The sequence below is a fragment of the Leptotrichia sp. oral taxon 221 genome, assembly GCF_018128245.1.
Classification (GTDB): domain Bacteria; phylum Fusobacteriota; class Fusobacteriia; order Fusobacteriales; family Leptotrichiaceae; genus JABCPH02.
Window position 1 is genome coordinate 1,373,909 of sequence record NZ_CP072378.1, and the last position, 23,879, is coordinate 1,397,787.

The window sequence follows — 23,879 nt, forward strand, 5'->3', positions numbered from 1 at the left end:
AAATAAATATTGAAGAAAGGAGATGTTATTTAAAATATTTTGATAACATCTCCAAAATATAGAAATATTTTGTATTTTGGAGATTTGAAATCATTATTTTAATTAGCAAAATAAAGTTATAAAAGGAAAAGTTATTAGAAAAATTAAAGGATTTTACTATATTTTAGAAGAACATGCAAAACATTTAGAAGAGGAGAGTCTACATGAGTGTAAACTTCGTGGATCATTAAAAGTGAAAAACAATAAATTAAATTGTATTATTGGAGATATTGTAGAATTTGATGAAAACGAAAAAGTAATTACTGCAATTTATGATAGAAAAAATTTTTTACATAGACCATTACTTTCAAATATTGATTATATTGGTATTCTATTCGCAATAAAATCTCCAAATTTTGATTTTACTAATTTTCAAAAAATGCTTTTGAGGGCAAATGAGCAAGATATTTCCGTAATTTTGATAATTTCTAAAATTGATTTAGTTTCACAAGAAGAATTATCTAATTTTCTAAAAAATTTAAATAATATTTTTAAAGATAATCATTTTCCAATATTTCCAATTTCAATAAAAGAAAATATTGGATTAAAAGATTTTGAAAATTATATTCATGGAAAATCTATCACAATCTCTGGGCCTAGTGGTTCTGGAAAATCTTCTCTAATTAATAACTTACTTGGCGAAGAAATTTTAGAAACAAATGAAGTTAGTAACAAAACTTCTCGTGGACGTCACACAACTACTGAAAGTAGATTTTTCAAAATTGATGAAAGTACGTTTATTATTGATACGCCTGGATTTTCAACAATAGAATTTCCAAAATTAAAAAATAAAAAGGATTTAGAAAAAATATTTCCTGATTTTCTGAAATTCTCGCATGATTGTAAATTTAGAGATTGTATTCACGTAAATGAACCTAATTGTGCAATCAAAGAAAATGTAGAAAATGGAAACATTTCAAAAGTTCGTTATGACTTTTATTTATATTCATTAAATAATATTTTTAACAATTAAAATTTTTCAAGTTATATGTTATAATTTGTTATATTCAAATTCAATAAAGAGGTGATTAATATGTCAAAAAAAATAATAGTTGCTCCATCATTACTTGCAGCAGATTTTAGTAAACTTAGAGAAGAAATCCAAGAAGTTGAAAGCCATGGCGCTGAATACTTACATTTAGATGTTATGGATGGAAATTTTGTTCCAAATATTAGTTTTGGAGCTCCTGTCATTTCATCAATAAGAAAACATAGTAATTTAGTGTTTGATGTTCACTTGATGGTTGAAAATCCTGATAGATTTATAAAAGATATTGCTGATGCAGGTGCAGATGTTATAACTGTTCACGCAGAAGCAACAAAACATTTAAACAGAACTATTCAATTAATTAAATCATATGGGAAAAAAGTTGGAGTGGCTCTAAATCCTTCTACACCACTTGATTTTATAAAATATGATTTGAAGGACATTGATATGGTTTTAATAATGACTGTTAATCCTGGATTTGGTGGACAAGCCTTTATTGAAGGAATGTTACAAAAAATAAAAGATTTACGTTCTATCGACCCAAATATCGACATCCAAGTGGATGGTGGAATAAATGATAAAACAAGTAAACTCGTTAAAGAAGCTGGAGCAAATATTTTAGTTGCTGGCTCTTACTTGTTTAAGGGAGATTACAAACAGAAAATTGAATCGTTAAGATAATTAAATAAATAGGGAGATTTTGAAGATGTATGAAAAAATTGAATCGTTATTAGACGATTTTTATAAAACGTATTATAAAATAGAAGAAATTAATTTGAACCAAGTTATAAAGTGTCTTACAACTACTGAATTACATGTGATTGAAGCTATTGGAGAAGATAGCTTAACTATGAATGAATTATCTGAAAAATTAGGCATTACAATGGGAACTGCATCTGTAGCTGTAAATAAATTAACGGATAAAAATTTCGTAGAAAGAAGACGTTCTGAAGATGATAGAAGAAAAGTTTTTGTTGAACTTTCAAAGAAAGGACTTATGGCTTTTAAGTATCATGGAAATTTTCATTCAACTATTCTTGAAAAAATTACGAGCGAAATTCCTAAAGAAAATTTAGAAATTTTCACAGAAGTGTTTGAAGAAATACTTACTAATTTGAATAAGGTAAAAGCTGATATTCAACCTGAATCTATTTTAAAATTTGAAATTGGAGATACTGTTCAAGTATCATCTATCAAAGGAAGCACTGCCGTTCGTAAATATTTAAACGAAAAAGGTGTTTTGATAAAATCATTAATAAAAATTGTTGATATTAACAAACACATCGCTATTTTATTAGTTGATGGGGATGAAAAAATCTTGAGTGTTGAAGATGCTGTAAATATTATGGTTAGGAAAAACACTATTTAGCCTTTATTACTACGAAAATAAATTTCAGAAAATATTTCTCAAATGGATAAATTTCTTTTTTAAGTGATTTATCCATTTTGATTATTATTAATTATTACTAAAAAGAAAGGATTTATAAAATTATGTTATACTTAGATGGAATCGGTCTTTCATTTCTCATAAAAGAAGTAAAAGACAAAATTCTTAATTACAAACTTACAAAAATTTTCCAATATGATCGTTCTTCACTTTCACTATTTTTTGGAAAAAATAATTTATTATTTCAAGTAAAAGATAATTCAACTATTTTTTATTTGAAAAATGAAAAAGATATGAACACTGATTTTCAGTCAAACTTTTTACTTTCACTAAAAAAATATTTGCAAAATTCTATTTTAACTAATATTCATCAAGAAGGATTTGACCGTATTATTTATTTTGATTTTGAGAAATTAAATTTATTTGGAGATGTCGAAAAATATACTTTAATTTTTGAGATTATGGGAAGAGCTAGTAATATTTTTCTAACTTCGCATGAAAAAATATTATCTGCCTTACATTTTTCCACTTTAGACGAAGGAAATCGAATTATAATGACTGGTGCGAAATATACTCTTCCTTTTGAGGATAAAAAAATCTCTCCACTTTATCTTGAGGAAGAAAACTTTCCTTTTGAGCAAACAGATTTTATAAATAAAGTTGAAGGGATTGGAAAGGCTTTTGCAACTGAATGTTCTAACAATTTTAAAAAATTTAAAGAATATTTGTCAAGCTACAAACCAACTCTTTATGAGATTAATCATCGAAACAAAACTGCAAAAATCATCACATACAACCATTTTTCTGAATTTTCAGAAAAAGAAATTTCTAAAAAGGAATTTGAAACATTAAATGAAGGATTAAATGAATATTTTAAATTGACCATTACATCAAGTTTGATCGACGATAAAAAGAAACATTTGCTAAAATATGTCGATTCTCAAATTAAAAAACATAAGAAAATTTTAAATAATATTTCAACTGACTTGAAAAAAAATCAAAATTTTGAAAAATATAAAAATATTGGAGATATTTTAGCAGCAAATATGCATTTGTTAAAACAAGGAATGGATAAAGTTAATGTTTTTGATTTTTACAATAATCAAGAAATCACAATCCAGCTAGATTCACTACTTTCTCCAAAAGATAACTTAAACAACTATTATAACCGTTATAACAAGGGAAAAAGGACTCTTGTAGCTCTTGAAGCTCGTTATCAGGATATTTTGAATGAGATTCATTATTTCGAGGAAGTTAAGTTGTTTGTAGAAAAAGAAACTGATTTTGTTGGAATTGATGAAGTTGAAAATGAATTAAAAATTTCTAATCCAAGAAAAAATAAAATAAAATTGAATAAAATGAAAAAAAGAGATTTACTTTCTTTTGAGCATAATGGTTTTAAAATTTTTGTTGGTCGTAATCATAAAGAAAATGAGGAAATTTCATTTAGTAAAGGGCATCCTACTGATATTTGGATGCACGTGAGAGATATTCCAGGAAGCCACGTTTTAATTATTCGTGATAATAATCCTATTGATGAAGACACATTAATGTATGCTGCTAGAATTGCTGGAGAATACTCTAAAGCAAATAAAGGTGATAAAATCACTGTCGATTATTGCGAAAGAAAATTTGTGAAAAAAATTAAAAATGCTAAACCAGGAAATGTAATTTATAATAACTTTAGGACACTTAGTTTTACACTTTAATTTTGTTAACATTTTAAAATAAAAAACTGGATTTAATAATGATAAACGAAGAATTACTTTCTTTTTTAAAAAATTATTACTAATATTCATTAAATTCTCAAGAAAAAAAACTATTATTTATTGACAAATACTTAAAACTATTGTAAAATTATTATGGATTAAATATTTTAAGGAGGCTTTATAATGGCAAGTAAAACAGTTACTATGACTAACCCAACAGGATTACACACTAGACCAGGTGGGATCTTCGTTGCAAAAGCAAAAGAATTTGAAAGTTCAGTAGAAGTAGAAAATGATGGAAAAAAAGTTAATGGAAAATCATTATTAAAATTATTATCAATTGGAATCAAAAATGGTTCTGAAGTTACAATTCATGCTGAAGGTCCAGACGCTGATCAAGCAGTTGAAGTATTGGGTGAATTAATGGCAACTATTAGAGACGAACAATAATTCGCTTCTTAAAAATTTATAAAAAACTTTTCAAAATTTATAATTTTGAGAAGTTTTTTTTATTCAATAAAAAAAGAGACACCTAGAAAATATATTACCTGTATAAATTCTAAATTATCTCTTTCTAATAAATTCTATTCAAAAAACTTTAATCTTTTAATAAATCTGATTCTAATAATTATTTACCACTTCTTTTTTCAATAACCGCTTTTATCCAACCAGTAAACAACGGATGAGGTCTATTTGGTCTACTCTTAAATTCAGGGTGATATTGACACGCAACAAAATAAGGATGATCTTTAATTTCTATTGTTTCAACATATTTTCCATTTGGAGAAACTCCTACAATATCCATTCCTGCTTTTTCAAATTCTTCTCTATAACTATTATTAAACTCATATCTATGTCTATGTCTTTCAGAAATTTCAGTTTTTCCATAAACCTTAGCCGCAACGCTTCCTTCTTTTAAAATGCATGGATAAGAACCTAATCTCATAGTTCCTCCCATATCCTCAATTCCTTCTTGTTCTTCCATTAAGCTAATAATCGGATATTTAGTATCTTTATCAAATTCTGTTGATGTTGCTTCTGGGTAATTTAACACATTTCTAGCAAATTCCACGCAAGCCATTTGCATTCCTAAACATATTCCAAAGAAAGGAATTTTATTTTCTCTAGCATATCTAATCGCTTCTATTTTACCATCAATCCCTCTATCTCCAAAACCTCCTGGAACCAAGATTCCATCATAATTAGCAAGTTTTTCAACATCAAAATCTCCAGCTTTCAAATAGTCAATTTCCACTTTAGTATCCAAATTAAATCCTGCATGTTCTATTGATTCAGTAATACTAATGTAAGCATCTTTTAACTCAACATATTTTCCTACAACAGCCACTTTCACCAATTTTTTAGGATTTTTAAATTTATCAACCATTTTGCTCCAAGTTGCTAACGATGGTTTTTGATTATCCAATTTAAAATGTTTACAAATTACATCAGCTAATCCTAATCTTTCCATTGTTAATGGGATTTCATAAAGATTTTCAGCATCTGTTGATTCGATAACAGCTTCTTCATCGATATCACAGAAAATTGAGATTTTTTTCTTAATACTTTGATCTACAGGATGTTCACTTCTAACAACGATAATATCAGGTGAAATTCCTAATCCTTGCAATGTTTTAACGCTATGTTGAGTAGGTTTTGTTTTCAATTCTCCCGCCGCTTTCAAATAAGGTAACAATGTCACGTGAATATACGCTATATTTTCTCTCCCAACTTCTCTTTTCCATTGTCTAATAGCTTCAATAAACGGATCACTTTCGATATCCCCTATTGTTCCACCAATTTCAGTAATTACAAAATCAGCTCCTGCTTTTTCTCCAGCCAATTTAATATTACTTTTTATTTCATCAGTTACATGAGGAACTGTTTGAACTGTACCTCCTAAAAATTCTCCTTTTCTCTCTTTTGCAATAATTCTTGACATTATTCTTCCAGATGTTAAATTACTATATTGAGTAAGATTTTCATTTATAAATCTCTCATAATGTCCTAAATCTAAATCAGTTTCTGCTCCATCTTCTGTAACAAAAACTTCTCCATGCTGATAAGGACTCATTGTACCAGGATCTACATTCAAATAAGGGTCAAATTTTTGTATTGTCACCTTATACCCTCTTTCTTTTAATAATCTTCCTAATGATGACGCAACAATCCCTTTCCCTAGAGAAGACACCACTCCTCCCGTAACAAAAATATACTTTGTAGTATCAACTTTACTCATTTTTTCCTCCTAATTATTTACTTTAAACCTTTATACTTATATATATTTAATTTCTCACTATTTTCTAGCATAATTATAGAATTTTTTTATTATTTTTCATTTTAAAATTACATAATTTATCATTAATCACGATTTTATTACTAAAATGAAATTATATTCTTAAATCAAAATATCATTACTATATCTTTAATATAATAATACAATAAAAAAAGACGAAAAAAAAAATTTTCATCTTATTTTTTACATTTTTTATAATCTAACTAAATATAATTAGATTCATATGTACTTGTACAGATAATTTAATAAAATTATTAAATTAATTAAGTTTTTATTACTTGAGAAAAGAAATATAAAATATACTTCTTTCCCCAAGACAAATTTAATTATAAGATCTTACTGTAAAGGTACTATCTAGCTTTTCCAGCTTTGTATGCTCCGTTTGAACCGAATACATTTGTGATTTTATCTTTGTAGTAATCTCTGATGTAGTTTTTAGCAGGCCCTAAATATTTTCTTGGGTCAAATTCTGTAGGTTTTTTAGCGAATACTTCTCTAACTCCTGCAGTGAATGCTAATCTTCCATCAGTATCTACGTTAATTTTAGCTACTGCTGATTTAGAAGCTTTTCTTAATTCTTCATCAGGTATACCAATTGCATCAGCTAATTCTCCACCATATTCTTTAATCATTTTTACGAATTGTTGAGGTACTGCTGAAGAACCGTGTAATACGATTGGGAATCCAGGGATTCTTTTTTCGATTTCAGCTAAGATGTCTAATCTTAATTTAGGATCTTCACCTGGTTTAAATTTGTGAGCTCCGTGAGAAGTTCCAATTGCGATTGCTAATGAATCAACACCAGTTTTAGATACGAAATCTTCAACTTCTTCAGGTTGAGTGTAAATGTGTTCAGCTGCTTCTACATCATCTTCGATTCCAGCTAAAACTCCTAATTCAGCTTCAACTGTTACATCGTGTTGGTGAGCAAAATCAGCAACTTTTTTAGCTTCTGCAACATTTTCGTCGTATGGGTGGTGAGAACCATCATACATTACTGAAGAGAATCCGTATTCGATACAGTCTTTAGCTTCTTCAAAGTTTGGACCATGATCCAAGTGTAATGCTACTGGAATGTCAGATCCTGCTGCTTCTACATAAGCTGTAGCTGCTTTTGCAATCCAAGGTAACATTTCTTTACCAATATAGCTTCTAGCTCCTGTAGAAACTTGTAAAATTACTGGAGAACCAGTTTCAACTGCTGCTTCAATAATTCCTTGTAATTGTTCCATATTGTTAAAGTTAAATGCTGGAACTGCGTACCCTTCTTTGTTTGCTTTAGCAAACATTTCTTTAGTGTTTACTAATCCTAAGTCTTTGTAATGATATTTCATTATCGTTCCTCCTATAATTATTTTGTTACTCAAAACTCTGTTTAATATATATTAACAGATTTTTTCTCAAAAATCAATAGTTTTTATTTTATTTGACTCTCTTTTATCAATTTTTCTATAGAATCTCCTCTAAGTACATTTTTATCAGTGAATCCTGGTATTCCAAAAACTCTTCCTCTATTAGAAACTTGCCAAATCACCCATCTATCATATTCTTCTAAATTCGGTATAAATTTTATATCTCTAATCCACAACTTATTATTTGGAAATTCTCCTTTTATGTACGCTTCATATGTATAATATGTCACATAAAAAATTACTCTCTTTTTATATTGTTTCTCCAACTTGTCAGTCATATCCTTTAACTCTTTTAAAACTTGTTCTTTTGGATATTTTGTTGGTATTTCTAAATCTATAATTGGAGGTAATGTTCTTTCAGAGTAAGGAACTTTACTTATATAAAAATCTGCTTGAGCAGTTCCACTACTAAGCATTGAGAAAAAGTGATATGCTCCTACTGTAAACCCATTTAATCGAGCATTATTCCAATTATACGAAAAATCTGAATCTAAAAAATTTTGTCCCTCCGTCGCCTTCATAATAATGAATTTATATTTATTACCATCAACTTTTGTCCAATTTACTCTTTCTTGATGGTGAGATATATCAAGTCCTTGTACTTTGAATCCAAGCATTTTTGCTAGAATATCATTATGATATACATATCCACTTAGTTCTAAACAAGTAACAATTCCTCCAAAAATTATTGTAAATAACAAAATTTTTAAAAATTTTAATAAAGTTTTTATCATAATTATCTCCTACTTCTAAAAATGCCTCAGGAAACCTTTAAAATTAACTTTTATTTAATTACCGTCATTCCACCCATATAAGGTACTAAAACTTCAGGAATTACAATACTTCCATCATCTTGTTGGTAATTTTCCATAATTGCCAATAAAGTTCTTCCTACTGCAAGTCCTGAACCATTTAATGTGTGTACAAAATGACTTTTTTTCGTTTCTTTATCACGATATTTAATCATAGCTCTTCTTGCTTGGAAATCTTCTGTATTTGAGCAAGATGAAATTTCTCTATATTTATTTTGGCTAGGCACCCAAACTTCCAAATCATAAGTTTTAGCAGCACTAAATCCTATATCTCCACTACAAAGTGAAATCACTCTGTATGGTAAATTCAATTTTTGTAAGATTTTTTCTGCACTGTTTACCATTGATTCAAGTTCATCATAAGAAGTTTCAGGTTTTACAATTTTTACCATTTCAACTTTATTAAATTGATGTTGACGAATTAGTCCTTTTAAATCACGTCCACCTGAACCAGCTTCTTTTCTAAAACAAGCCGTATATCCGCAATAATGTTTAGGCAATTCTTCTTCGTCTAAAATTTCTCCATTGTGTAAATTTGTAAGTGTTACTTCTGCTGTTGGGATTAAATACATTTCTTCCCCTTCGATTTTATAAGCATCTTCAGCAAATTTAGGAAGTTGTCCAGTTCCAACCATCATTTCTTTTTTTACAAGCTGTGGTGTGAAAATTTCTTCAAAATCCTCTTCTTGAGTGTGAACATCAATCATAAAAGCAATTAACGCTCTTTCTAATCTAGCAGCTGCATTTTTATAAACTGTAAATCTTGAACCACCTAATTTTGCACCTCTTTCAAAATCTAAAATTCCAAGATTAACTCCCAATTCATCATGAGATTTTGGCTCAAAATCAAATTCTCTTGGAGTTCCCCATTTTCTAATTTCAACATTGTCGTCTTCATCTTTCCCAATCGGAGTTGATTCATGTAATTTGTTAGGAATAGTATAAGTTAACACTTTTTGTTTCTCTTCAATTTCAGCTACTTTTTGGTCTAACTCTTTTATTTTTGCACTAACTTCTTGCATTCTATTTAATAATTCTGTTGCATCTTTTCCTTCTTGTTTATATTTTCCAATTAAAGAACTTGATTCGTTTCTCTCTTTTTTCAATACTTCTACTTCTTGTAAAATATTTCTTCTTTCTTCATCTAATTTAATTAAAGAATCCAAATCAAAATCACTATTTCTATTTTTTAAATATTCTCTAACTTTGTCAACATTTTCTCTTATATATCTTAATTCTAACATCGTTTTCCCTTCCTTAATTTATTTTTATTTATTAATAATTTATTTCTTAATCAATTACACTCTCTATTCAAAGAATATATCATCGTTGCTATTATACCATATGATAATCATTTATTCCAAATTTTTTACACAATAAAAATTTCTATCTAGATTTTTTTCTAGCTTTTTAAATATTTTCAAATAACAATTTTTCTGAAATTGATAAATTTTCTTTCTCTTCATCTAAAATTTCAAATTGAAATTCTTTTTTTGATTTTATATCATATTTTCCCGAAATTTTATCAAAATATTTATTATAAATTTGTTTATAAAGTGCATTAACATTGTTTTTTTCAAAATATTCTTTCGTATTGCTATCATCAAAATTAATAAATTTTGAATCAGATTTTACAAAATAATTTATAACATTTTTCAAGATTTGTTCTACAAATTCATATTTTTCAGAATATTTTTTGTATTTTTTATCAATTTCTTCGAGCATTTTTTCTGCAAAAAAAGTTTTTATTAATTTATTTTCATCTGCCGAAATTAATGAAAAATTATACATTATTTCAAATAATTTTTCACTATTTTTATAAAATAATTCATTTCCTAATTTTACAGAATGTACAGAATCTTTATTTAAAATCGCTCTAAAAAAACTTTCTGACAATTTATTTTCTTCAACTTTTGACAATCTATTTATTTTTTTATCTTTCGCCTTAAAAACGTCTAAAAGTTCACTTTTTATAGCTTCTTCAATTCTAGTTTTTTCAATATTTTCATTTTTAAAATAAGTATAAGCTAATTCCAATATGTACGATGGCTTTTTAAAATTTATTTTAAAATCCTCATCAATTGAAAAATATTTTCTCTTTTCAAATTGATTCTTGTATTCAATAATAAATTCTGAAAAACTCTCTATGCCTTGAAATATCGAACTTTTTTCTATTCTTTCTTTATTTTTTTCCAAATTTTCCCTCCTAACTAATGCTAAATAATATTAAATTTCATTTTCAAAACTAACAAATTTGGTATTTCTCTATTAACTTTCACAATATCTTTTTCTGTCGTCAACAAATAATCGTATTTCTTGGCTTCTTTTGATAAATTTTCAATTTCACTTTCAGTATACGCATGATGGTCATCGAAGGTTACTTGTTTTATCGAAGCAGGTTTCAATTTTTCTATAGTATTGTAAAAAACATTCGGATTAGCAATTGATGAAAAAATCAATACTTTTTTATCTTTTATTTCATTAAGACTATACTTTCTCTCTAAATTATCATAAAAATAATCTCCTTCAAAAGTTGCAACAAAAATTTTTTTACCATACTTTTTAATTCTTGACTTGATTTTTTCTATATTTTCTGGATTGACATAATTACTTTTTGTAATAATTATTTCATCAGCTCTTTTTAGCTCGTTTACCGATTCTCTCAATCTTCCTTTTGGCAAATAATTATCACCACCAAACGGATTTGTCGCATCAATTAATACGATATTTTTATCCTTCAATAATTTTCTATGTTGAAAGCCATCATCCATAATTACAACTTCCACACCACATTTTTCCTTCAAATATTTTGCACCCTCATAACGATTACTGCAAACAACTACTGGAACTGGCAAACTTAACGAATGTAAAAATGCTTCATCACCTGATTCTAAAGCACTTGCAAGTATTCCACTTTCATCTCTCACTAAAAGCAAATCATTCTCTCTTTTACCTTTATACCCTCTACTCAAAATACCAACTTTCTTGCCTTCTGCCAAATATTTCTTACAAAAATACTGTACTGCAGGTGTTTTCCCTGAACCTCCCACAACAATATTTCCAATACAAATGACTTCCACACCATCAACTTTTTTTGATTTCAAAATATTCCAATCATAAAGTTTATTTCGCACAAAAACAATAAATCCATATATTAAAGACAATATTTTCATTTAATTTTCACTCTGACTTTCTTCTACTAAACTTTTATAAACTGTTTCCAATCTCCTAAATCTATTTTTTATTCCCGATTTAGAAATTTCCATTAAATCTGCTAATTCTTGCAACGATAAATCTCCATTTTCCAATCGCAAATATGCAGTTTCCTTCAACACATCTGTCAAATTCTCTAATCCTAATTTTTCCTCAATAAAATTAATCATTTTTATTTGTTTTTCTGAAGCTGATAATTTTTTCGTTTCATTAGCAATTTCCCAGTTTATATTTCGATTAATTCTATTACGAATCTCTTTATTCACAATCACTTCTTCAAACTCAAAAAAAGAAGTAACTCCTCCAATCAAAAATATTATATCCAAAATATCTTCAGAATTTCTCAAATAAACCAAACTTTTATTTTTTTTATCTGTCTGAAAAACCCTCTTTTTCATATTTTTAAATAAATAATATAGATATGTAGCTGAATCTTCCGTATCTACAAAAAAATCCAGCGCATACCCTTTTTCAGGTGATTTTACATAACCACAACTCAAAAAGAAACCTCTTATTATTCCTGCAAGTTGTTCTTCTGTTTTCTTCTCAAAAAAGTTTTTTAATGACAGCATTTTATTCAATAAATGCTTATACTCTTTCTCAGAATTTTTAGTTACTAAAGAAATAACTTCATAAATTTTATGTGTCCCTAATTTTTTATCAACTTGATATTTTATTTGTATATCCATTTTTGTCACATCTCTCAAATTAGAGTAAACTCTTTTTGCTAACGAAACATTTTCTGTGCTAAAATGAATTCCCTTCTTTTTAAAAGACTTTTTTGCACTAAAAATCCCAAATAATTCTGCATATTTTTCTTCTTTACTAGTAATTTCTTTATTAAAAATTTCTCTTTTGAGAACAGCTGAATAAGACAATGCTGTTTCCCTCCTAACTGTTTTTTCTAATAATTTACAGTTCTTGAAGAACCTGATTTAGTGTAATAAGTCCATGTTCCTGTTCTTTTTCTATTTATTAAATTTCCAGAAAATCCAAGCGATCCATCAGTATAATAACCTTTTATAGAACCACTGCTTCCTTGTAAATTCCCTTCATAGAAAACTCTACCATTTGAGTAATAAACAGTTACTTTCCCATTTACTTCACCATCTACATAATTTATTTCTGATTTTTTATTTCCATTTGAGTACCATTCTGTAAATAGCCCATTTTTCTTACCATCTACATAATTTTCTCTTTTTTCTATTGAACCATTTTGGAAATAATAAGTCCATGTTCCTGTTGCTTTTCCATCTAAATAATCTCCAACAATCTCTTGCATTCCTGTATTTCCATAATATGAAACATATCTACCATTCAAATTATCGTTTTTGTATTGATATTTTTTCCAAACTCTTCCATTTTCAGAATAAACAGTCCATTCTACTTCTTTTTTACCGTTTACATATCTACCTGTTGTATAAAGATTTCCATTTGCATAATATTCTTCATACACTCCATCAAGAACTCCTTGATTTAATGTAACGTTTAAACGTCTTCCTCCTTGATCCATTATTCTGTAATTTCCACTTCCTGTTATTTGGTAAGTTTGTCCATCAATTCTTTTAAAATCATTGTTATCAATCACCGTAGTTTGTGTCAAATTTATTTTCCCAAAACTTACTCCATAATTTGCAAATACATCTTTCCCATATGATACTGCTGACATAAAAATCATACTCGATATTAAAAATATTTTTCTTCTTATTTTCATCATTTCTTTCCTTTCAAAATTTCATCTTATGTTATATTATAGCAAATTTTTACGATTTTTTTAATTATTTTTTTCTTTTTAATGAAGTAAAATACTTTTTTTATCAAAATATTTTAAAATCAAACATTTACAAAATATATGAATTCTTACTTTTTTTATATCTTTAAAAAAAATGCTTGATTTTTTACATTATTTTGTAGTATAAAGTACTTGTGAATAAAAAAAATTTAAAAACAAAGGAGATAAAATTATGTCATTAGAAACATTAAATCCATTTGAAATCGCTCAAAAACAAATAAAATCTGCTTGCGATAAATTAAACACAGATCCAGCTGTGTACGAAATTTTAAAAAATCCTATGAAAGTGTTGGAAGTATCATTCCCTGTAAAATTAGATGATGGGACAATTAAAACATTTACAGGATACAGATCTCAACATAATAATGCGGTAGGTCCATTTAAAGGTGGTTTGAGATTTCATCCAGCAGTTACAAAAGATGAAGTTAAGGCCCTATCAACTTGGATGACTTTCAAATGTTCAGTTGCAGGAATTCCATACGGTGGTGGAAAAGGTGGTATGGCAATCGATCCTAAAAAATATTCAAAAGGTGAATTAGAAAGAATTTCTAGAGGTTTTGCTGAAGCAATTTCACCATTAATTGGAGAAAAAGTTGATATTCCAGCTCCAGATGTTAACACTAATGGGCAAATCATGTCTTGGATGGTTGACAGTTATGAAAAAATTGTTGGACATTCAGCAAAAGGAGTATTTACTGGAAAACCTTTAGAATTTGGAGGTTCTTTAGCTAGAACTGAAGCTACTGGATATGGAGTTCACTTAGCTGCTAAAAAAGCATTAGATAAATTAAATATTGATGTTAAAGGAGCTACTTATGCAGTTCAAGGATTTGGAAATGTTGGTTATTACACTGCTTATTACGCTTACAAAGACGGTGCAAAAATTGTAGCTTTCTCAAATACAGATGTTGCAATTTATAACGAAAATGGTATCGATATGGAAGCTGTTATTAAAGATTATGAGGAAAACGGACGTATCGTTGAAAACAAAGGTTACGGAAAAGATTTTACAAATGAGGAATTATTGGAACTTGAAGTAGATGTATTAGCACCATGTGCTTTGGAAAATCAAATAACTTCAGAAAATGCTGACAGAATCAAAGCAAAAGTTATTACAGAAGGAGCAAACGGTCCAACAACACCTGAAGCTGACGAAATTTTATACAAAAAAGGAATTGTTGTAATTCCTGATATCTTGGCAAATGCTGGTGGAGTTGTAGTTTCTTACTTTGAATGGGTTCAAAACTTACAAGGTTACTACTGGTCATTTGACGAAGTTCAAGAAAAAGAAGATACAGTTTTATCAAATGCTTTTGAAGATGTTTGGTCAATTGCTGATGAATTTAAAGTAGATTTAAGAAATGCTGCATACATGTCAAGTATTAGAAGAATCGAAAAAGCTATGAAATTCAGAGGTTGGTATTAATTTTTAGTTATGGTATAATATTTTCAAAATATATTTTATAAAATATTTCATTTTGTAAAATAAAATTCTCATTTTGAAAGGATGATATTTCATGAAAAAAATGTTTGTTGTGATTTCGACTTACTTAAAATCTTTAGAAGAAATTAATGAAAAAAGAGGGGATCATTTAGCATTTATTAATAATTACGTTTTAGCTGGTAAATTTATTATGTTAGGACGTAAAAATCCTGTGGATGGAGCAGTTATCATCGCCCACAACGTTACAAGAGAGGAATTAGAAGATATCTTCAAAAACGACCCTTATTTTGTAAATGGTTTGGCTAAATATGATATCACTGAATTTTCACCTGCCTCATACGCAATTGGAATTGAAGAAGCAATCGAAAAATTATAATTATAAATCATAAAAAAATCGCACCTGCAATTTATTTTAATCGTAGGTGCAATTTTTATTAAGCTAGGCTTAATACTATGACAAACAATCTAAGAACATTTTTGTAAAGAAATTTTTTGTAAATCAATACAAATATTTCCATTTTTAATTATAATTTTCAATATTTTAGTAAATTGCTCTGAATCCTAATCCACCTCTAATATTTTCTCCTTTAGTGTCGTATCCAGCATTTATTGTTACTCCAAATCTAGTATTATCTATACCAATATTCAAGTCAAACTTAGCATTTCCTCTTCTATCGTCTTTTTCGCCTCTTATTCCAAACCAGTCAGCATTTGTATATCTCACTCTAGCCTTATTCTTACCATTTGCCACTCTTCCTAATTCATTTTCATAAGCAGCTGCCAATCCAATAGATAATTGCGTTCTAACTGCCATTGGTTGAACATACTTAAATTCTACTCCAACTTCTGGTTTAACTGAGAAGTAATCATTTCCATCTACTTCTAATCTAATTTCACCAGTGTCTTCTTTAATACTGCTAAATCTTCCATATTCCATCTTCAAAGCTCCATATGGTCTCAAATGCGTTCTTTCAGATAATCTAATATCATAGCCTAAATCTGTTTTCAACGCAACTCCATATGAATTGAAATCGCCTTTAGCATTAAATATATCATCTACAACTAAGAATCTACGTTTCATTTCATTTCTACCAATAAATGCATCTGCACCAATAGTCCATCTCAATGAACCGTTATAATCTGTATATGGCGAAACTGTCTTAAATATTCCAGCTTTCAACATAGTTTGATTTTCTCTAGATTTACCAATATCTTTAAATCTAAATCTATTATTAACTATTCCAGCATACCAACCTTTAGAACGTCCTAACTTAATGGCTTCATCTTCATGAACATAAGCCACTCCATAAGCATTACTTGTATAGTCAATGATTCCTGCTGTATCTGTATTGTATTCATTTCTCATACCAAATACTTTAATCTTATTATTTTGTTTAGAAGGATTTCTCCATTCGTTACGCATATATTTAAATTCTTTGTCTAACAAGTTTCCAGTTTCGTTGATTCTTTGTTGTAAATTTCCATATTGGTGTCCCATCATTTCGTCTGTCGCTTGATAGAATAAAACTTCTTCATTATTACCAATATTATTCAATTTACTGAATAATTCTCGTTCTCTTTCACCTCTATCACCGTACCATTCTGCTCCGTATCTTTGTTCCAATCCATCTAAGAAGTTGTATGTGTCTGTACTATTTACAGGGGTTGTTTCTTTTCCTGCCCAATCTGTATATGGAACTTTAACCATATAAATACTTGTCATTGTTCCGTCACTTGGATTCAATGTTGGTGTTGCTAACCAGTTTAAACCTCCAGAATAAATATTCCATTTTGTAACTCCACTTGTCTTAATTACATCATTATAAGGAGCTAACATTCTAGGATCTTTAATCAAAATTGATTTACTATTTGTCATTTGAGTAGCTTCTGTACCAATAATTAAATCAGCTTCTGTAGTTAAATTTCCTAATCCTGTTATTGAATTTGTATAATCTTTTCCAGAAGTGTTTACATACAAACCAATGCTTGATGCTGAAACTTCTATCGGATTTTGTGCAAATGTATTTATAACTACTGGTGTTTGTAAAATTCCATTTATTGTAACAGTTGCTGTTTGAGCTCTTGCTGGTGCATTTATTGCAGCACTACCCATTGATTTTCCTGTCGGAGGCGTTGTAAATTTAAATATTGTCTTAGAACGATCGTTACTTCCATTTACAGTAATAGTACCGTAGTTAGCTATTGTTCCTCCCTTTAAGTAAACTCCAACTCCATTTGCTCCATTGATATTAATAACTCCTGTATTATTAAGCGTAGAATTTCTTCCTAAGTAAACTCCTACTACATTCGAATGTGTTCCAGAACTTGTTATTGTTCCTGTGTTAATAGCTGTTGCTCCTTCATCTGCGTAAATACCTGTTGTATTATCAGCATTCAATACAATATTATTATTATTTGTAGCTGTACTTCCTGCTCCACTTGCATACATTCCTATACTATTTTTTCCATTTACAATAATTGTTCCATTATTTATTACATTTCCTGTGTCAGTTGTACCGTATCCAGCACCCATACCAATTGAGAATAAATCATTTACAGTATCTGAAGCTCCTACTTTTATTGTTCCTGTATTTGTGGCTGTTCCACCTTTAACACTGTAAACTGCAACACTTCCTATTCCTGATAAATCAATATCTCCATTATTCGTTACGATTCCTGCTGAATAAATTCCATAGTTTTCTTGTCTACTAGAAGAAATATTTGTATTATTTGTTACAGTTCCTGCTGTATCATTTGAATAAATATAGACATCTTTATTTCCAAGTCCAACATTTGAAATATTTGAAGCTATCGTATTTCCACTTCCTACATTTACAAATCCAAATGAATTATCCCCAAAGTTAAAGTTTGTTCCATTATTTGTAATAACTTGTGAATTTCCAACTGTATAAACTCCAACTGCTTCATCTGTTCCTGTCGTAATAGTTCCACCTGTCAAATTAACATTGCCATTTTGTGAATAAATACCAACTGCTGCATCTCCAACATTCAAATCTCCAGAATTATTTACTCCATAACCATAAATTCCAATCGTATTCTTTCCTGAATTGATTGTTCCTGTATTTTCAAGAGTTACAGCATTGTGATCTGTGTAAAGTCCAACATTAGGACTACTAATTGTTGCAGAATCTCCCAATGTTATTGTTCCACTATTTTTAGCTGTATATCCTGGTGTTCCAGTCGCATAAATTCCTGTATTTTTATCACCTAATAAATTAATTGTTCCTGTATTTTCTACAACAACTCCCGCACCAAGTGTCGCATCTGGTTTATAAGAAATTGCAACTGAGTCATTTCCAGAAGTTTCTATAATTCCAGAATTTTTTATACCTTGGCTAGTAGATCCTTCTGAATACAATCCTGTTGAATTAGAACCAATTGTAATTTTACCTCTATTTTCTACTATTGAATCATCAAGTCCATAAATCGCAGTTGATTTATCACCCATTGTTATTTCACCATTCGATTTATTATACAACTCTGCATATTTTCCATAAATTCCTGTAGATTCTGTACCACTTAAATTAATTTTACCTTCATTTGATAATATAACATCACTTCTAGGATATATTCTATTATTTTCTTGAGCCATTGCAACTTGTTTATTAGCAGTTCCTGTTATTGTCTTCGTATTAGCATTTGTTATTGATGAATTTGAAATTTCAAGTTGATTATACGCATCTGTACTATTATCCAAGTTTACATCTTGATTAATTGTTAATTGACTTCGATACAACATAAATGTCTTGTAATTAGTACTCGTAGGAGTAAAATGAACACCTGTTGCAGTCGAAACAGTGTCTCCTGTAGTATCAGATAAATTCATTCCAACACCTTGTGCGATAAATAATCTAGAATCAGCTTCCATGTCTAATGTCAAATGCCCTAAAGTCGAAGTTGTTCCATCTCCAAAATTATTTTTTGCCCAGTTTCCAATTTCAGTCGCTCCAAAAGGACTACTTCCAGTTCCTACATAATAAAATGCTGTTCCTCTCAAATTAGGATTAGCTCCACCTTCAATTTTAGCTGTCATTGTTCCATCTATATAAACTTTACCTGTACCATTATCCCCAAGATAGAATAATAATGATTTTTGACCTGTTGTAGCATCGCCTACACCTTTTAATCTAATAGTACCTTTATCTGCATCATAGTTTACCGCACCTTCATCAGCTTTTACCGTATGTTTTCCGACTTCTAAAATTGCATTTTCTCCTGCGTATAATCCGATTGATTCAGGTTCTTTTACATTAACGTCTACTTCAACATTATGAGTTCCATCACTTACAAGTTTCGAATTTTTACTTACAACAATACCATAAGAACCTTGTTTGATTGTGTTAGTACCACTTGTATATTGATATACATCAGAAGGATTTGCCCCATTATTTACTGTTACTTTACCATCATTTTTTACAGTTACTTCTGCTTTACCATTATTATTATCTCCAATAGTCATTCCAGAAACTCCATTTCCAGTAACTGTAACATTTCCACCGTAATCCAATGTTGCCGTAGCTGGAGTTGCTGTAGATGCTGAACCATTAATTAATATTCCTGTAGAACTATCTCCTGACACTGTTATTGCACTATTTGCTCCTAATACACCTGTTGGATTATAAGTAGTTCCATTTAATGTATAACTATTTAAAAATACTCCAATATTTTTTGAAACTCCACTTCCTGTTAATGTTATTGTTCCTTCATTAGTAAGTTTTCCACCTAAAGTTGACATACCAATTGAATTTTTAATATCTGTGTCAGTTAATATTTTACCTTTATTCGTAGCTGTAGAAACTCTCGCTAATTGTCCAATTGCGTAAGTTCCTTTCAAAGTAATTTCACCAGCTGTATCATTTATGACTTCTGCATTTGAACCAACTGTTGCAGTTCCTCCATGTCCAGTTCCATAATCAGCTCTCATTGCAATATTCATAGGTTGATCAGTTGCTGCTTCTGCTATTGTTGAATCTATTTTTATTTTACCTTTATTTGTCATGTCAGAATCTATGTTAACGAACATTCCTATTGAATTTTGTACTCCTGAAAGTTTAATTAATCCAGTAGTTGTTTCATTAACTGCTTTTCCTCTAGCCATACTTACATTATTTGTAACACTTTCATCTTCCATTAATGCCATTGCTGCTGAATTGTCAGCTTTGTCTGAACCATTCGGATTTACTCTAAGCTCTATTTCTCCCATATTTTTCATTTCAGCACTGGAATCTGATCTAGATGCTAATTTCATACCATAACTTTCTGCTCCACTCAATTGGATTTTCCCACTTGCTGTATTCAACATTTTAACATAAGTTAATGCAGTGTCGTAACCATTAGCTTGTTGTGGACGATAAACATACATCCCTATTGATTTTCCCCCTCTAAAATCAATGATTCCGTTATTTTCTAATTTTTGATCTTCCCATTTCGCCCAACGAGTTCCAGCTAATGCTCCAGCACTTGTTCCATATGAATTCCATCCACTTCTACTATTTTCTTCAACTTGTGCTATACCAACTTTATATCCGACATAACCATCTGAACTTCTTTTAACTTGATACGGAGTATCATTAGGTCCGTATATTAATTTGTAATTTTGACCAGTATCATAAGGCATTTGTTGTATATAAGCATCATCTTTTTCATTTATATCTGTTATTGTACCACTATTTTTAAGTGTTGCTCCATTTTCTTGAGAAACCATTGCTAACGTTAAAATTCCTCCAAGACTCACAGTTTTTCCATTAGGAATTTCATAAGTAGCAGTACCAGTATGATTATCTATTTCCCAAAATCTAGAACCTCCTATAAAAAAATACTGATGATTTCTATCTGTTCCTTCAGAATTTTCAATTGCATTAGCAAATTCTTTTGTACCATTTCCAAAATTATATGAATTAAAATAATATGTATTTCCACTAGCCAGAGATGGTAATGTTTGTGTATTTGTTTCCTTATACATTTTAAAAGCATAAGATTTTTCAGCTAAATTGTTGTATTTCCATGTATAATGAAGTATAACATCAATATTTTGATTACTTTGATTGTCTGTTGAAGCCAAGAAACCTGCTTTTGTATTTTGTCTAACAACTCCAGATGAATTACATCCTTCATTACAATCCGCACCCAAAACTATCGCAAATGTAGGCGGATTAGGTGTATATGGATCCTTTGGAATACTAATAACCGGCTTAGGAGGCGTAAATTTAATTGCTTCAGGCACTTCTGGTGTAATTGCAGTTTTACTTGCTATTACAATTGCTGATTTGTTAATATTTCTCGGATGAATTGATGCATTTACATCAAAAGCTACTATTGGTTCTCTTACCGGTTCTGTACTAGCTATTCCGTATTTTTTTATTAATTCTCTTCTATTACTCGATGCTGATTTTGAATCAAATGAATTTGATAATGTTGAATATTTTTTACTATCCAATGATATATTTCTTTCATAAGGATCTTCACTTCTCTTAAATATTCCTTCATATGGATATTTTTCCTCTTTATCCCCACGACCTTTATATCGACCTTGCCAATCGTTATAAAATCCATTAGCTGCATATTGCCAAGAACTCCATGGAGATTTAACTACATGATCTCCTTGCTCCATTAATTTAATCAATTCTAAGTTGTAATCTTTTATTAATTTATCATTTTCTGTTCTTGCTTTTTTAAATTCACGATGAATATCGCTTATTGATGTGTTTATTTCTTGCCTTTGATTTTTAATCGCAACCGTAGTCGGTGCTCCAGCTATTTCAGAAAATGCAAGTATTCCAGTTAACAAAAATGCGAGTAGTGCTTGTTCTGTATATCGGAAATCTTTACATCTTTTTGCAAAAGCCTTCAAATCTTTTGACAATTGTTTTAAATTATTTGACATTTTTATCACCTCATATTCCTCATTCGGAATAAAAATCACTAATAATTTAATAGATATGCCTTAAAACCATAAAATGTAAACCCTTCTTTAAATTTAATTTAAAATCAAGGTTTAAACCACTAAACAATTTTTATTTAATTTTTTGATTGAATCCTTCCTATAATTATGAAAATTTTGTTTATAATCGAAAAGCTTTGATTCTTATATTTCTTCGATATGCTTTTATCTCCTCTCCTTATCTCAATCCTAGTATACTATGAAAAATGAAAAAAAACAATAATTTTTACCAAAAATATTTATGCCTTTTTTCATTCCTTTTAAAATTTTTCTCTACTTTATCTCAAAAATAATACTTATATTAATAAAAAAAGGTCAATCTCCATTTTTCACAGAAACTAACCTATGCTAACTTATTAATAAAAATTAAGATAGTTTATCTAGCACTTCTTCTTTCAACTTTCTAAAAGCTCTTCCTCTATGGCTAACACTCACTCTCTCATCCATTGTTGCCATTCCAAAAGATTTCCCAAGTTCTTTCGAATAAAATATCGGATTATATCCAAATCCATTATTTCCTTGTCTTTCAAAAAGAATTTCTCCTTCTACTTCTCCTCTAAAAGACTGATATTCCCCATTGGGATACGCAATTGTCACAACCGAAACAAAATGAGCTTTTCTATCTTCTTTCTTAACATCCTTCAAATCTTCCAATAATTTATCCATATTACTCTCATCAGTCGCATTTTCTCCTGAATATCTAGCAGAATAAACCCCAGGAGCACCATTCAAATAATCTACACACAATCCAGAATCATCTGAAACTGTCACAATCCCAGTATATTTCGCAATCTCAAGAGCCTTCTTCGCAGAATTTTTCTCAAAAGTATCTCCATCTTCCACAACATCAGGTATTTCAATATTATCCAAAATTGTCACAACTTCAATATCCATGTTTTCTGTCAACTTTTTAAAATCCTCAATTTTCCCCTTATTTTTAGTTGCAAGAAATATTTTCATGATTTTCTCCCTCCATATTTCTAATTTCTTATTTTTAATAAAATATATTTTTACAGATTTAATATTATTTATATCTCACTAACTTTATATTGTAACAGTCACAAAAGTTTTATTTATATTTTTCAAAATTTTCTTTTATTATATTATTTACATAACTATGAATATTCTTTTTGTCTTCCCTCGACAACTCATCCAAATTAATCGGCATATCCACAACCATTTTCACATTCTTATTAGGCGTAACCTTCAAGCTAGATTTTTTTTGAATATCATAAGTTCCAATTAAAGTTACAGGCAATATTCTCGCATTAGAATCCAACGCCAATTTAAAACTCCCCTTTTTAAATTCTCCAACTTTTCCATCTTCACTTCTTGTCCCCTCAGGAAAAATCACGAATGAATGTCCATTTGCAATTTTTTTCTCTGCCTCTTTCATATCTTTCATTCCTTGACGTGGATTTTTTCTATCCAAAAAGATACAATCTTGACACTTCATCCAATACCCAATTAATGGCCATTTTCTCATTTCTTTTTTTGCAATAAATGAAAAATCAATTGGTAAATATGCAGATAAAACAGGAATATCCGTATTACTTTGATGATTCGAAATCAAAACAATAGCTTCTCTCGTATCTCTAATTTTCTCAACTTCCTTTTTTACTGCTTCACTTTTATAAATCACGTTAACTTTACTCGCAGCTCCCCATAAAATATGTCTCCCCCAAATTTTATTAGTTTTTGTTACAAATCTATATCTTTTTTCAGGATCTCTATGAAACCACAAGTACGGATATCTAGAAAACAGTCCGAAAATAAATGTCCCACAAAGTATAATATGATAAAATATCGTTCTCATTTTCCTACCT

The 23,879-nt window shown here is 29.1% G+C and carries 18 protein-coding genes; 7 read left to right on the forward strand and 11 right to left on the reverse strand.

Going from position 1 to position 23,879, the window contains the following annotated elements; all coding sequences use genetic code 11:
• Nucleotides 1-133: 133 nt before the first annotated feature.
• From rsgA to J4863_RS06140, 5 genes are all read left to right on the forward strand, one after another.
• Nucleotides 134-1,012 (forward strand): ribosome small subunit-dependent GTPase A, encoded by an 879-nt coding sequence (gene rsgA / locus J4863_RS06120; RefSeq protein ID WP_256439032.1) that lies wholly within the window; start codon nucleotides 134-136, stop codon nucleotides 1,010-1,012.
• Between the two features lie 60 nt (nucleotides 1,013-1,072).
• Complete coding sequence (rpe, locus tag J4863_RS06125) at nucleotides 1,073-1,708, forward strand: ribulose-phosphate 3-epimerase (protein WP_211617912.1); 636 nt, start codon at nucleotides 1,073-1,075, stop codon at nucleotides 1,706-1,708.
• Nucleotides 1,709-1,733: 25 nt separating this feature from the next.
• A complete protein-coding gene (locus J4863_RS06130; protein ID WP_211617913.1) occupies nucleotides 1,734-2,396 on the forward strand; it encodes a MarR family transcriptional regulator in 663 nt (220 codons plus the stop codon).
• 122 nt (nucleotides 2,397-2,518) lie between these two features.
• Nucleotides 2,519-4,123, forward strand: coding sequence for an NFACT family protein (locus J4863_RS06135; RefSeq protein ID WP_211617914.1), 1,605 nt, complete (start codon nucleotides 2,519-2,521; stop codon nucleotides 4,121-4,123).
• A 183-nt stretch (nucleotides 4,124-4,306) separates the two neighbouring features.
• The gene (locus J4863_RS06140) at nucleotides 4,307-4,573 is read left to right on the forward strand and encodes an HPr family phosphocarrier protein (RefSeq protein WP_211617915.1); all 267 of its coding nucleotides are present in this window, start codon (nucleotides 4,307-4,309) and stop codon (nucleotides 4,571-4,573) included.
• Nucleotides 4,574-4,751: 178 nt separating this feature from the next.
• On the opposite strand, the gene J4863_RS06145 is transcribed toward J4863_RS06140, so the two are convergent.
• From J4863_RS06145 to J4863_RS06180, 8 genes are all read right to left on the reverse strand, one after another.
• Nucleotides 4,752-6,362, reverse strand: coding sequence for a CTP synthase (locus tag J4863_RS06145; RefSeq protein WP_211617916.1), 1,611 nt, complete (start codon nucleotides 6,360-6,362; stop codon nucleotides 4,752-4,754).
• Between the two features lie 407 nt (nucleotides 6,363-6,769).
• Entirely contained in the window at nucleotides 6,770-7,753 is a 984-nt protein-coding gene (locus J4863_RS06150) for a class II fructose-bisphosphate aldolase (protein WP_211617917.1), read from the reverse strand.
• 83 nt (nucleotides 7,754-7,836) lie between these two features.
• Nucleotides 7,837-8,565 (reverse strand): GH25 family lysozyme, encoded by a 729-nt coding sequence (locus tag J4863_RS06155; RefSeq protein WP_211617918.1) that lies wholly within the window; start codon nucleotides 8,563-8,565, stop codon nucleotides 7,837-7,839.
• 50 nt (nucleotides 8,566-8,615) lie between these two features.
• Entirely contained in the window at nucleotides 8,616-9,887 is a 1,272-nt protein-coding gene (serS, locus tag J4863_RS06160) for a serine--tRNA ligase (protein WP_211617919.1), read from the reverse strand.
• Nucleotides 9,888-10,053: 166 nt separating this feature from the next.
• Nucleotides 10,054-10,839, reverse strand: coding sequence for a hypothetical protein (locus J4863_RS06165; protein WP_211617920.1), 786 nt, complete (start codon nucleotides 10,837-10,839; stop codon nucleotides 10,054-10,056).
• A 20-nt stretch (nucleotides 10,840-10,859) separates the two neighbouring features.
• The gene (gene lpxK, locus J4863_RS06170; RefSeq protein WP_211617921.1) at nucleotides 10,860-11,816 is read right to left on the reverse strand and encodes a tetraacyldisaccharide 4'-kinase; all 957 of its coding nucleotides are present in this window, start codon (nucleotides 11,814-11,816) and stop codon (nucleotides 10,860-10,862) included.
• Nucleotides 11,817-12,734, reverse strand: a complete 918-nt coding sequence (gene whiA / locus J4863_RS06175; protein WP_211617922.1) for a DNA-binding protein WhiA — start codon at nucleotides 12,732-12,734, stop codon at nucleotides 11,817-11,819.
• 26 nt (nucleotides 12,735-12,760) lie between these two features.
• Nucleotides 12,761-13,570: a toxin-antitoxin system YwqK family antitoxin gene (locus J4863_RS06180; RefSeq protein ID WP_249111484.1), complete on the reverse strand. Its 810-nt coding sequence runs from the start codon at nucleotides 13,568-13,570 to the stop codon at nucleotides 12,761-12,763.
• A 250-nt stretch (nucleotides 13,571-13,820) separates the two neighbouring features.
• Here J4863_RS06180 and J4863_RS06185 point away from each other — a divergent pair, with 250 nt between their 5' ends.
• Together J4863_RS06185 and J4863_RS06190 are read left to right on the forward strand one after the other, a co-directional pair.
• Entirely contained in the window at nucleotides 13,821-15,074 is a 1,254-nt protein-coding gene (locus J4863_RS06185; RefSeq protein ID WP_211617924.1) for a Glu/Leu/Phe/Val dehydrogenase, read from the forward strand.
• A 91-nt stretch (nucleotides 15,075-15,165) separates the two neighbouring features.
• Nucleotides 15,166-15,468, forward strand: a complete 303-nt coding sequence (locus J4863_RS06190; RefSeq protein WP_211617925.1) for a YciI family protein — start codon at nucleotides 15,166-15,168, stop codon at nucleotides 15,466-15,468.
• 165 nt (nucleotides 15,469-15,633) lie between these two features.
• Here the strand turns inward: J4863_RS06190 and J4863_RS06195 are convergent, their stop codons facing one another.
• The 3 genes from J4863_RS06195 to J4863_RS06205 form a co-directional block, all read right to left on the reverse strand.
• Nucleotides 15,634-21,996, reverse strand: a complete 6,363-nt coding sequence (locus J4863_RS06195; protein WP_211617926.1) for an autotransporter-associated N-terminal domain-containing protein — start codon at nucleotides 21,994-21,996, stop codon at nucleotides 15,634-15,636.
• Nucleotides 21,997-22,419: 423 nt separating this feature from the next.
• Nucleotides 22,420-23,013: an XTP/dITP diphosphatase gene (locus J4863_RS06200; protein WP_211617927.1), complete on the reverse strand. Its 594-nt coding sequence runs from the start codon at nucleotides 23,011-23,013 to the stop codon at nucleotides 22,420-22,422.
• 109 nt (nucleotides 23,014-23,122) lie between these two features.
• A complete protein-coding gene (locus J4863_RS06205; RefSeq protein ID WP_211617928.1) occupies nucleotides 23,123-23,869 on the reverse strand; it encodes a 1-acyl-sn-glycerol-3-phosphate acyltransferase in 747 nt (248 codons plus the stop codon).
• Between the last annotated feature and the right edge of the window lie 10 nt (nucleotides 23,870-23,879).

Coding starts and splice junctions, on each gene's coding strand:
- rpe (WP_211617912.1), top strand. CDS start 1,073: ATGTCAAAAAAAATAATAGTTGCTCCATCATTACTTGCAGCAGATTTT.
- J4863_RS06130 (WP_211617913.1), top strand. CDS start 1,734: ATGTATGAAAAAATTGAATCGTTATTAGACGATTTTTATAAAACGTAT.
- J4863_RS06135 (WP_211617914.1), top strand. CDS start 2,519: ATGTTATACTTAGATGGAATCGGTCTTTCATTTCTCATAAAAGAAGTA.
- J4863_RS06140 (WP_211617915.1), top strand. CDS start 4,307: ATGGCAAGTAAAACAGTTACTATGACTAACCCAACAGGATTACACACT.
- J4863_RS06145 (WP_211617916.1), bottom strand. CDS start 6,362: ATGAGTAAAGTTGATACTACAAAGTATATTTTTGTTACGGGAGGAGTG.
- J4863_RS06150 (WP_211617917.1), bottom strand. CDS start 7,753: ATGAAATATCATTACAAAGACTTAGGATTAGTAAACACTAAAGAAATG.
- J4863_RS06155 (WP_211617918.1), bottom strand. CDS start 8,565: ATGATAAAAACTTTATTAAAATTTTTAAAAATTTTGTTATTTACAATA.
- serS (WP_211617919.1), bottom strand. CDS start 9,887: ATGTTAGAATTAAGATATATAAGAGAAAATGTTGACAAAGTTAGAGAA.
- lpxK (WP_211617921.1), bottom strand. CDS start 11,816: ATGAAAATATTGTCTTTAATATATGGATTTATTGTTTTTGTGCGAAAT.
- J4863_RS06180 (WP_249111484.1), bottom strand. CDS start 13,570: ATGAAAATAAGAAGAAAAATATTTTTAATATCGAGTATGATTTTTATG.
- J4863_RS06185 (WP_211617924.1), top strand. CDS start 13,821: ATGTCATTAGAAACATTAAATCCATTTGAAATCGCTCAAAAACAAATA.
- J4863_RS06190 (WP_211617925.1), top strand. CDS start 15,166: ATGAAAAAAATGTTTGTTGTGATTTCGACTTACTTAAAATCTTTAGAA.
- J4863_RS06195 (WP_211617926.1), bottom strand. CDS start 21,996: ATGTCAAATAATTTAAAACAATTGTCAAAAGATTTGAAGGCTTTTGCA.
- J4863_RS06200 (WP_211617927.1), bottom strand. CDS start 23,013: ATGAAAATATTTCTTGCAACTAAAAATAAGGGGAAAATTGAGGATTTT.
- J4863_RS06205 (WP_211617928.1), bottom strand. CDS start 23,869: ATGAGAACGATATTTTATCATATTATACTTTGTGGGACATTTATTTTC.